Annotated in this window: 11 protein-coding genes; all 11 read left to right on the forward strand. The window is 39.0% G+C overall.

The window, feature by feature from the left end; all coding sequences use genetic code 11:
* Positions 1-36 precede the first annotated feature (36 nt).
* The 11 genes from IHV09_RS14780 to IHV09_RS14830 all read left to right on the forward strand — a co-directional run bounded on the left by IHV09_RS14780 (position 37) and on the right by IHV09_RS14830 (position 11,746).
* Positions 37-1,488, forward strand: a complete 1,452-nt coding sequence (locus IHV09_RS14780; protein WP_197264833.1) for an MBOAT family O-acyltransferase — start codon at positions 37-39, stop codon at positions 1,486-1,488.
* Between the two features lie 69 nt (positions 1,489-1,557).
* On the forward strand, positions 1,558-2,472 hold the full coding sequence (locus tag IHV09_RS14785; protein ID WP_197132291.1) for a hypothetical protein: 915 nt from the start codon (positions 1,558-1,560) through the stop codon (positions 2,470-2,472).
* A gap of 284 nt (positions 2,473-2,756) precedes the next feature.
* Positions 2,757-3,713, forward strand: coding sequence for a tRNA dihydrouridine synthase (locus IHV09_RS14790; protein ID WP_197264834.1), 957 nt, complete (start codon positions 2,757-2,759; stop codon positions 3,711-3,713).
* 158 nt (positions 3,714-3,871) lie between these two features.
* Positions 3,872-4,474 (forward strand): lysozyme inhibitor LprI family protein, encoded by a 603-nt coding sequence (locus IHV09_RS14795; protein WP_197264835.1) that lies wholly within the window; start codon positions 3,872-3,874, stop codon positions 4,472-4,474.
* Between the two features lie 101 nt (positions 4,475-4,575).
* Positions 4,576-5,238: a Type 1 glutamine amidotransferase-like domain-containing protein gene (locus IHV09_RS14800; protein WP_197264836.1), complete on the forward strand. Its 663-nt coding sequence runs from the start codon at positions 4,576-4,578 to the stop codon at positions 5,236-5,238.
* A gap of 79 nt (positions 5,239-5,317) precedes the next feature.
* Positions 5,318-5,515, forward strand: coding sequence for a hypothetical protein (locus tag IHV09_RS14805; RefSeq protein WP_197191931.1), 198 nt, complete (start codon positions 5,318-5,320; stop codon positions 5,513-5,515).
* Between the two features lie 382 nt (positions 5,516-5,897).
* A complete protein-coding gene (sstT, locus tag IHV09_RS14810; RefSeq protein ID WP_197132302.1) occupies positions 5,898-7,136 on the forward strand; it encodes a serine/threonine transporter SstT in 1,239 nt (412 codons plus the stop codon).
* A gap of 133 nt (positions 7,137-7,269) precedes the next feature.
* Complete coding sequence (locus tag IHV09_RS14815) at positions 7,270-7,665, forward strand: VOC family protein (RefSeq protein WP_197132305.1); 396 nt, start codon at positions 7,270-7,272, stop codon at positions 7,663-7,665.
* A gap of 176 nt (positions 7,666-7,841) precedes the next feature.
* A complete protein-coding gene (locus IHV09_RS14820; protein ID WP_197264837.1) occupies positions 7,842-8,945 on the forward strand; it encodes a sugar ABC transporter substrate-binding protein in 1,104 nt (367 codons plus the stop codon).
* Between the two features lie 92 nt (positions 8,946-9,037).
* Positions 9,038-10,558, forward strand: a complete 1,521-nt coding sequence (locus IHV09_RS14825) for a sugar ABC transporter ATP-binding protein (RefSeq protein WP_197132307.1) — start codon at positions 9,038-9,040, stop codon at positions 10,556-10,558.
* A gap of 12 nt (positions 10,559-10,570) precedes the next feature.
* Positions 10,571-11,746 (forward strand): sugar ABC transporter permease, encoded by a 1,176-nt coding sequence (locus tag IHV09_RS14830; protein ID WP_197264838.1) that lies wholly within the window; start codon positions 10,571-10,573, stop codon positions 11,744-11,746.
* Positions 11,747-11,882: the final 136 nt, after the last annotated feature.

Genomic DNA, 11,882 nt, shown 5'->3' on the forward strand with positions numbered 1-11,882 from the left:
AAAAAAATATAAGGTAATTTTTTATCAGGTGATTGAATGACTTTTATATCAATTGAGTTTCTTCTATTTCTCGCAATAACCGTTTTGTTGAATTATATAATCCCCCATCGATTGAGATGGGTTCTTTTATTGGTTGCAAGTTATGTGTTTTACGCTAGTTTAAGTTTTCAATTTATACTATTACTGTTAATTAGCACAGCTTTTACTTATTTCACTGGAATTTTCATTGAAAAACAGGAGACCAAAAAACAGAAGAAAAAAGCCATGATCGTTGGTATTTCTGTATTGTTGTTTTTTCTTGGTTGGTTTAAATATTTTAATTTTGTGAATGAATCGCTTCGGTCGTTGGCGACATCCATGGGTTGGAATTATGCGATACCCTACCAAGAGATTGTTCTGCCATTAGCCATTTCATTTTATACATTTCAGGCTGTAAGTTATCTTGTGGATATTTTCTATGGAAAGCAAAAAGCTGAAAGACATTATGGTTATTTTTCGGTCTATTTTGCATTTTTTCCACAACTGGTTGCAGGGCCGATTGAACGTGCCAAAAAATTAATTCCACAATTGAAAGTCGAACAGCGTTTAAACTATGAAAATTTAGTATATGGAATGAAGAGAATCGCATGGGGTTTTTTTAAAAAGACATTGATTGCAGATCGACTAGCTCCAATCGTTGCTAGTGTTTACGATAGTCCTAACCCGTCTGGTTCTGAAATCGTACTAGCTACTATCTTATTCTCGATTCAGTTATACGCTGATTTTTCAGCATGCAGTGACATTGCCATTGGTAGCGCCAGAATGTTGGGAATCAATTTAACTGAAAACTTTAAGCAGCCGCACTTTGCCGTTTCGATTGCAGATTTTTGGAGTAGATGGCATATAACGCTCTCCACATGGCTTAGGGATTATATTTTTTTCCCGTTAGGTAAGAGGAAAAAGAAGAGAAGCGAAATTTATTTTGCCATTGTGATTACTTTTTTAGTAAGCGGCATATGGCACGGAGCCGCTTGGACTTTTGTATTATGGGGTCTCATTCATGGGTTTTATCGCGTGTTTGGAGATGCAACGAAATCTTATCGTGAAAGTATGGCTTCGTTTATTCGATTGGATAGAACTCCAGTGCTTCATAGGTGGTTGAAGATTGCAATAACCTTCCTTCTAGTCTGCTTTTCTAGAGTTTTTTTTCGATCGGATACCGTAGCACAAGCATTTGATCACGCAAAACTTTTCTTGAGCATCAGCTCTTGGAGCCCGGTGGGAATGGTTAAAGCTTTTGAAATTTTTCCGTTATTTGATCTGTTACTTTTTATTTTTTTCTTTATTATTCTACAACTGTTTCAATATATAGAAAGAAACAATGGTTCTGCATGGGAATTTCTATCAAAGCGCTCCACATTTACTAGATTGGCATTTTATATTTTTCTTATTTTTTCAGTTCTTATATTAGGTGTTACAGAGAATGGATTTGTTTATGGTGGATTTTGATACAACAACTTCCATGTGTAGTTTAGGTGAAGATTTGATAAAAGATACACGGTGTTGAAAGGATTTGCTATGTTACGTTTATTCATCAAGTTAACAATTATCATCGGTGTTGTTATCCTACTTTTTATGCCGATCAATCAATTTGTTAAGGATTCATATGATTACAATATTGATCATGACATACTGGCATTTAAGAAACAACCACATCCTGTTGATCTCATCAATCTAGGTGCATCTCATTCGATGTATGGTTATTATTTTAAGCCCACTGGTTTGTCCCATCTGGACTTAGCGCTTCCTTCTCAGACCATTCAATACGACTCTAAATTGTTGAAAGAGTATGGTGAGCATCTTAAACCTGGTGGTGTCGTTCTCGTTTCCATCTCTCAAATGACTTTCGCCAATTCTGAGGCTAAGAACATTGGGAACTATTATAGAGTTTTAGATCGTAGTGATATTGAACCGTATAATATCATTGATTATTACACTTACTTGAATTTACCTGGGACAAATACTGGGAGTCTTAGCTCTGCAATCACGGGTAAACTAAAAGACTTAAGATGGAATTCTCATCAACCTTGGTCAAATAATGGTAAAGATTATTCAGAAAGAAAATATGAGAAAATAGAAGAACAGTACCAGGAAGCAATAGAAAACAATAACATTGAACCAAATGTAAAGCAGTTAGAAGAAATTGTAGATTATTGCAGCGATAAAGGCTACCAAGTCGTGTTGACCATGGAGCCTGTTCATCAGTCTTATCAAAAATATTTCAATAAAGAAGTTATGAATAGACTTGTTTTTCAGCATTTAGAAGCTCTAAATCTAGATGTTCCATTGTTAAATTATATGAGTGATCCAAGATTCGTAAACAAGCAAGAATATTTTATCGACCCCGATCATTTAAACAGTGAGGGCAGAAAAAAGTTCTCTTGGATCGTATACGAGGAACTGATGAGAATGGGCTATTTAAAAAAGGATTGAATCAAAGTTGAATTAAACATGAAACATTTAAATAACTTTAAAAGTTAATAAAGGTGCAGACCTGCAGGTTAGAAGGGCAGGGACGAAAAAGAAGACAATATATTTTTGTACGAATTGTATTGATATCATAATCATCGAGAGGCTTTTTTGTACATTTGTAAATTTCCATAAATTATAAATGTGCAGTGATTGATATAGAGTGAACAATCATGATATAAGAGTAAAAGAATATTTATTTTACCGGGATTTTGAAGTTGCATTATAGTGAGAGGATTTGAGCATCAATGATAGATAATTTTTGGCGTGATCTGCCGCGTCCGTTTTTTGTACTTGCTCCAATGGAGGACGTGACAGATGTGGTTTTTCGTCATGTTGTAAGTAAGGCTGGGCGACCGGATGTGTTTTTTACGGAGTTTACAAACTCAGATAGCTATTGTCATCCAGAGGGTTTAAAAAGTGTTCGCGGCCGTTTAACGTTTACAGAAGACGAACAGCCTATGGTGGCACATATATGGGGAGATAACCCTGAATATTTCCGTCAAATGAGTATTGGCATGAAAGAGATGGGCTTTAAAGGAATCGACATTAATATGGGCTGTCCTGTACCCAATGTCGCACAAAGAGGAAAAGGAAGTGGCCTTATTCTGCGTCCAGATGTAGCGGCTGAATTGATTCAGGCGGCTAAAGCTGGCGGACTGCCTGTTAGTGTGAAAACAAGACTTGGGTTTAAAGAAATTGATGAGTGGGAAGCGTGGCTTACGCATATTTTAGAGCAGGATATTGCAAACCTTTCTATCCATTTACGAACAAGAGAGGAAATGAGTCTTGTAGATGCTCATTGGGAGCTTATTCCTGAGATTAAAAAGCTGCGTGACCGAATTGCACCAGATACGTTACTAACGATTAACGGAGACATTCCGGACCGTCAAGTAGGGCTAGAGCTTGCTGGAAAATACGGAATTGATGGTGTTATGATCGGACGAGGAATCTTTAAAAATCCTTTTGCTTTTGAAAAAGAGCCAAGAGAGCACAGCAGCAAAGAATATCTTGATCTGTTAAGACTGCAGCTTGATCTTCAAGATCAATACGCGGAAGAAGTGCCGCGTTCTATCACAGGACTTCACCGCTTTTTCAAAATCTATGTAAAAGGATTCCCAGGAGCGGCAGAATTACGCAATCAGTTGATGAACACAAAATCAACGGATGAAGTGAGAGCGTTGCTAGATCAAATCAATCATTAATAACTTTTAAAAGAATAAAGAAATAGATTGAAAAACAGTATGATACCTTATGGGTACATGCTGTTTTTTTGATTTGAGTCCATGAAATTCATCAAGAGGTAATTTATGTTAAGGTGAAGCTAACAACTGCTAGCCAAATGCAAAAGGGAGGTACGTTCATGAAAAACAATCGGAAGTTGTTAATCATTGTTGTAACCGTTCTGCTCGTTATAGTATCCGCTTGTGGAAATTCAATCGATACTTCAAATGGATCAACGGATAACGAATCAAAAAAGGATAAATCAACTCAAAAATCAGGTGAAGATATTTCAAATAAAGATGATATTGAAAAAGCTTCAGGAAGTGATCATACTAATGAAAAGGTAGATATGTCTCAGAAAGATGCTTCTGAAATTAAGGAAAGTACAAAAGAAAAATATCTTCAAAAATGGGAAGAGACGAAGAATAAAGTAGCAGAGATGAGAAAGAATCCAGTAGATGATACAACATTCGCTTTGAAGAAAGTTGAAGGCGATGCATACGAACTATTAGATGATTTGTTAAACGGAATTTATGGATTACTAGAGAAGCAACTCAATAAAGAAGAGATGAACCTATTAAGAAAAGAACAACGTGAATGGTTAATCAATAGGGAAAATATAGCTAAAAAGGAATCTCTTAAATATGAAGGCGGTACATTGGAGCAATACGAATATGTAAGAACAATAAACAATCTTACAGAGAAGAGATGCTTCGAATTAATTGAGAATTATATGAAGTAATAACTGAGTCTAAAAGTAACTCCACAAGGTGTATAAGAGGAAGGTGACAGCTTCTGTAGAATTATAGATACATTCATGGAAAAGCAAGGAGGAGTTACGTTATGAAATTACTGCTCACATCTGGAGGCGTGATTAACAAAAGCATACATGAGGCGCTCGTTAATATGTTGGACAAGCCAATTGCTGATTGCAACGCCCTTTGTATACCTACTGCCATGTACGGACATCCCTGGGTGGGACCAGGCGTGAAAGCGTGGGAGTTCATCACCGGGAAAGAGGAAAATCCTATGGTTAACCTAGGTTGGAAGTCAGTTGGTGTGCTCGAGCTTACTGCGCTGCCAAGCATAGACAAAGAACGCTGGGTACCCCTCGTAAAGGAGACCGACGTCTTTTTAGTTTCGGGCGGAGACGCTCTTTACCTGTATCATTGGATGCAGCAGTCGGGGCTAGCAGAGATATTACCATCGCTTCGTGCAGTATATGTGGGAATGAGTGCAGGTAGTATGGTGATAACACCTAGGATTGGGAAAGATTTCGTTGGCTGGACTCCACCGAACGGTGAAGATCAAGCACTTGGATTCGTCGATTTTTCAATCTTTCCACATGTTAATCACGAGATGCTGCCAGAAAACACCATGGCAGCAGCAGAACAATGGGCTGCTGAGATTATTGGACCAGCATATGCTATTGATGATGATACCGCAATCAAAGTAATTAATGGTGAGACTGAAGTGATTTCTGAAGGACATTGGAAACTGTTTTAGTTTTGAATGTATTATTCTGCTAGCTCGTTGAATGTCATTTGTGTATCTGTTTTTTTAAACGAAGAATAGAGGTTTTAATATGGAAGCCAATAAAAGATGGCTTTCTATTCCTAAAGAGATTAGAAGTCAGCTTATTAATAATCTTTTTTGTACGAATTGTTCAGGCGTCACAACGATTGAAAATTTTACGATAGAAGATGCTTCATTTGGAGTTGTTCTAAAAGGCAAGTGTAAGGAGTGTGGACATGGAGTGGCAAGGGTTATTGAATCTGAATAGTACTATTTGTTCACCCTCATCATCGAACCTTTCTAGTGTTAGTCACAGTTAATTTGGCTTGGAGTGGTCAGTATTGATCTATAAAACCTTATAAAACCGTTACTAAAAAGTGAAACCCTCAGGAACTTAATCCTGAGGGTTATTTCTATTAAAACAAGTCCGTAATTTTTATCAAAATATTCTAAGAATTACAACTTTTTTAAATACATTGTAATAAGTCGAAATACTTACTATAATACTACTTAATAGAAAGACAATTGTCTTTTTCAGGTGGATGATATTTGTCCTACTTCAATTGTCCTATCAGTTTAAGGGGTGTCCTTGGTACAGGTTTATTCAGATAAACAGCTTTACAATTCTAACTAGATTGGTGATGACATCTATGAAACGTATACTGAAAAAGTGGAATCAGTTAAGTCTTGTTAAACAGATCATTATAGGATTGATTGTTGGTATTATCCTAGCTGTAACGATTCCGCAAGCAGCAAAACCTGTTATTATTTTTGGCACTTTATTTGTAGGTGCACTAAAAGCAATCGCACCTGTTTTAGTATTATTCTTGGTTATGTCGGCGATCGCGCAACATAAAGCGGGCCATCAGACGAACATGAAAGCCATTATTTTATTTTATCTTATAGGTACATTCTTAGCTGGATTAACAGCTGTTATTGCAAGTTTTATCTTCCCTGTAGGTCTGACTCTTGGTAAGGGAGCTGAAGGGGTTACCCCTCCGGGTGGTGTTGCTGAAGTACTAAAAACGCTGCTGATGAACGTTGTTGATAATCCATTCAACGCTTTGGTTAACGCGAATTATATCGGTATCCTGGCATGGGCAGTGCTTTTAGGACTTGCTTTAAGAAGTGCACAGGAAACGACAAAAACGATGATTTCAAACGTTTCGGACGCTGTAGCTAAATTGGTAACATGGGTCATTAAGTTAGCACCTCTAGGAATCATGGGACTAGTCGTTGAATCAATTACGTCAAACGGTATTGAATCATTATTGGGTTATAGCAAGTTGTTAGGACTTTTAATTGGTTGTATGTTATTTGTTGCCTTGGTTGTGAATCCACTTATTGTTTTCGCAGCAATCAGACAAAATCCTTATCCGCTTGTTTTCAAATGCTTGAAAGAAAGTGGAATCACAGCATTCTTCACACGTAGCTCTGCTTCCAATATTCCTGTTAACATGAAGTTATGTGAGAAGCTTGGTTTGGACAAGGATAATTATTCTGTATCCATCCCATTAGGGGCGACGATCAATATGGCAGGTGCTGCGGTTACGATTTCTGTTTTAACACTTGCTGCGGTTCATACACTAAACATTCAGGTTGATCTCGGAACAGCTATTCTTCTAAGTGTTTTATCCGCTGTATGCGCGTGTGGCGCTTCAGGGGTTGCTGGTGGATCGTTATTATTGATCCCTCTAGCGTGTAGTTTGTTCGGCATCCCAGGTGATGTGGCGATGCAAGTAGTTGGTGTTGGCTTTATCATCGGTGTTTTACAAGATTCTTTTGAAACAGCATTAAATTCATCAACAGACGTACTCTTTACAGCAGCTGCTGAGTATAAAGAGTGGCGTAAAGAAGGAAAAGAAATTAACATTCAAAAAGCAGCATAATAGATGGCACCTGAGACGTTGTTTAGCGTTGAAGGTGCCTTTTTGTTGCCGTATTTTCTCGTTTAAAGGATTTACTATGATGTGTATGGAATGACATAAGTGGTTTTATTATAAAAAAATCAGGAGGTTACTCATGGGAAGATTAGTGCATTTTGAAATTCATGTGGATGACATGGAGCGGGCAATGAAGTTTTACGGTGAGGTGTTTGGCTGGTCATTTCAAGATTGGAGTGAATTTGCCGGAATGCCTTATTACGGTGCAGTGACTGGAGACGACAAAGAAATGGGGATCAACGGTGCTTTGATGCAAAGACAGAGCCCGCCGCCTGAACCGAACCAAGCATTAAATGGATATGCATGTACGATGGGTGTTGAAAGCTATGATGAAACAGAAGCCAAGATTTTGGAGCAAGGCGGAAAAGTAGCGATGCCGAAGTACGCGCTGCCAGGAATGGCTTGGCAAGGATACTACATAGATACAGAAGGCAATATTTTCGGCATTCATCAGCCTGATGAGAATGCGAAATAGATAATAATGGTGAAGACAACGCTAGTATATTGGCGTTGTCTTTTTTTGCGGCTGTTAAAAACCCCCTTAGTTAAAAAAATACAGACGATGTTAATAAAGTGCTAATGATAGCGCTTTCATACCCTCTTTTTCGGTAGCTATAATTATCTTGTAAGTACTTTTTAAAGGGGGAACTAATGATGAAGAAAAGTAAATTACTATCTCTGATGCTTGCTGTTGTCATGCTTATGCTTGTTGCAGCTGGTTGCAGTGACAGCAATAGTGAGGTAAGCGTGGGGATCGTCTTACCTACGAAAGATGAGCCTAGATGGGTGCAGGACGAGCAAAGATTTAAGGATGCTTTAAAAGGAACGGATTACACGACTGAGATTCTGTTCAGCCAAGGATCTTCTGCAAAAGAAAAAGAAAACGTTGAAACATTGATCAACAAAGGAATCGATGTTCTTATCATCTGTCCACAAGACGGTGATGCAGCAGCTGCGGCAGTAGAAGCAGCGAAAAAGGATGACATCACGGTTATCGCGTATGACCGTTTGATCACGAATACAGACGCGGTTGATTATTATGTAACGTTTGACAGCTTGGCAGTAGGTGCTGCACAAGGTCAATACTTGATCGACAACGCTAAAGGATCTAACACACCGCTTTACCTTTATGCTGGAGCGGCTTCTGATAATAATGCATTTTTATTCTTTGAAGGAGCTTGGAAAGTACTTCAACCTAAGATTGCTGATGGGACATTCAAGATCGCTAACTCTAGTGAAGCTGAAGCTTTAAAAGATAAAGCTGAACTTTCTCGCGATGAGCTGAGCAAGATCATCGGCCAAGTAACAACGAACTGGGACGCAAACGAAGCGAAGAACAAAGCGCAAACACATTTGACAGCTGCTATGGCAGACTTGAAAGGTGATGTTGCGATTCTAGCTCCAAACGATGGAACAGCTCGTTCGATCGCAGATGTATTTGGATCAGACAGCGCGGTTTCTAGCTACCTCGTAACAGGACAGGATGCAGAGAAAGCTTCTATCCAATATGTGATTGATGGCAAACAATCGATGACTGTATTTAAGGATGTTCGTACACTTGTTAAGGATGCAATGGGAATGGCAGTTGAGATCCTTGATGAGAAGAAGCCAGAAACAACAGGTTCATACGACAATGGAAACGTGGAAGTAAAAGCAAAACAAACGAACGTAATCGTTGTAAACAAAGACAACGTTAAGAAAGAACTAATTGATTCTGATTATTATAAAGCCGACGATTTTACAGGGCTTGAATAAGAAAATAGCAGGACGAGAAATAGTGATAGATTCTACGTCTATCACTATTTTTCACAATGAAGACAGTGGAGTGGCTAATTGGAGGGATCATGATGAGCGGATATATTTTGGAGATGAACGAGATCTCCAAATCGTTTACCGGAGTGAAAGCGCTCAGTAATGTAAATTTTAAAGTAAGAAAAGGCGAGATACACTGTTTGATCGGGGAGAACGGAGCAGGGAAATCCACGCTGATGAAAGTGCTAAGTGGGGTTTATCCTTATGGAACGTATGAAGGAGACATCGTGTTTGAAGAAAGTGTTCAGCAGTTCAATAAGATTAGTGACAGTGTTCAAACCGGCATCGTTATCATCTATCAGGAGTTAGCTTTATTTCCGGATCTCACGGTTTATGAAAATATTTTTGTTGGAAACGAAGTTAAACGTGGAAACTTGGTGGACTGGAATCAGACGATTGCTGAAGCAAAGAAAATGCTGAAACGGGTGGGGCTCGATGTTAATCCTGAAACACTTGTGAAGGACTTGAGTGTAGGAAAGCAGCAGTTGGTCGAGATCGCCAAAGCGTTAAGTAAGGACGTTAAGTTGCTTATTTTGGATGAACCGACTGCCGCACTGAATGAGGATGACAGCGAGAATTTGTTAAAACTCCTAGGTGAGCTTAAGAAACAGGGCATCACGAGTATTATGATTTCACACAAGCTAAAAGAAGTCATATCGATTGCTGATCAAGCGACGGTCCTGCGTGATGGCAAAACAATCTGTACGCTCGATGCTTCTAAAGGAGAAATATCAGAGAACATGATCATTAAAAATATGGTCGGACGGGATATTGATGATATTTATCCGAAGAGACCAGATAAAAAGATCGGTGAAACAATACTCGAACTGAATGATTGGTCTGCTTATAGTACCGAGCTTGGCAGACATGTGTTAAGAGACATCGACTTTCATGTAAAAAAAGGGGAAATCGTCGGAATCGCTGGGCTTATGGGCTCAGGACGAACAGAACTTGCACTAAGTGTGTTTGGAAATCCGAAAAATTATAAACTAGAAGGTCAACTAAAAGTATTAGGTGTGGAAAAAACGTTCAAGCATACGAGTGACGCGATTAAGTCAGGCATCGCTTATGTAACAGAAGACCGAAAAGGTGACGGACTGTTCCTCATTCAAGATATTAAGAACAACATAACGGCGGCCAATCTTAACGAAGTCGCTGATAAGGGCATCATCAACGAGAATGAAGAGGTAAAAAGAGCAACAGAATACAAGAGGTCCATGTATATTAAAGCATCCTCACTAGAGCAAACGGTCGGTAACTTGAGTGGAGGAAATCAGCAGAAGGTATCACTCGGGAAGTGGTTGTTCGTTGGGCCAAAGCTATTGATTTTGGATGAGCCTACTCGTGGTATCGATGTAGGTGCCAAATTTGAGATCTATACGATTATGAACCAGTTAATTAGCGAGGGTATGAGTATTATCATGATTTCTTCTGAACTTGGTGAAGTGCTGGGAATGAGTGATCGTGTCTACGTCATGGCTGAAGGAAGAATGAAAGGCGAGCTGCCGATTGAAGAAGCCAATCAAGAAAACATCATGCAGCTTGCAACGCAATAGGGGGTTAACGCAATGGGATTTATTAATGAAGCAAGAATGTTAGTGAAAGAGAATATCCGTGATTATGGGATGTATATCGCGCTGTTTGTGATTATGCTTACCTTCTCCATCATGACGGATGGGCTGTTCATGTCATCACGTAATATTAGTAATCTATTAGATTCAACAGGTTATATTGCTGTACTCGCAGTCGGAATGACCCTCGTCATCGTTATTCGTCATATCGATCTATCTGTCGGGTTTGCAGCAGGATTTCTTGGTGCGATCACGGCCATTCTTTTAACAAAGATGGGGCTGCCTATCTATGTGACAATTCCGGTGATTCTGGTGCTTGGAATACTTATTGGTCTGTTTAACGGTTTGTTGATCGCAAAATATGCCATTCCTTCGTTCGTAGCCACGCTCGCGGGGATGTTGATCTTCCGCGGTGCGCTTTTACAAGTAACGGAGAAAACAGGAACAATTATTATCAAAGACGATGCGTTTAACGCGATCGGCAACGGATTTATTCCTTCTCTTATGATCGTAAACGGCTTGCATCTTTTATCTTTAATTCTAGGTCTACTATCGATATTACTGTACATTTATAGCGAAATTTCTACTCGTCGGAACAAGATTAAATATCAGTTCGACGTTGTATCTAAAGGGATATTTACGTTTAAACTCATTTTTGTTTCAGCGATTATCGCCTATGTAACCTGGATCCTAGCAGGTTATAACGGCTTTTCTTGGACCGTTGTTATTATGCTTCTTGTCGTTGTAGCGTATCATTTCTTAACGACGAAAACAGTACTTGGACGTCACATTTACGCAGTAGGAAGTAACCCAGAAGCTGCACATCTCAGCGGTATCAATGTAAATAAAATTACGTACATGGTGTTTGGTTCTATGGGAATGCTTGCTGCACTCTCTGGTATTCTTTTTACTTCGCGTCTTCAATCGGCTACGACAACAGCAGGAACACTATTCGAACTTGATGCTATTGCAGCAGCATACGTGGGTGGTGTATCGTCAGCCGGTGGTGTCGGAAAAGTAACGGGTGCCATCATCGGTGCCATTGTTATGGCTTCCTTATCAAGCGGGATGAACCTTCTTGGGGTTGGGGTTTCCATGCAGTACATGATTAGAGGTGGCGTGTTAGTTGCAGCAGTATTGTTTGATGTGATGACACGTAAAAAGAGAGGATAAAACTTAAACTCGTAGTTCGTTAAAAGTGGAGACATCGGGATAAAAGATGTCTTCACTTTTTTAACTCTTATACGTTTTGCATATACCTATAATTGGAAAATAGGTAAGCGTTTGCATCAAGTTTCTTATGATAAAA

It is taken from the genome of Fictibacillus sp. 23RED33 (assembly GCF_015903925.1).
GTDB lineage: Bacteria > Bacillota > Bacilli > Bacillales > Fictibacillaceae > Fictibacillus > Fictibacillus phosphorivorans.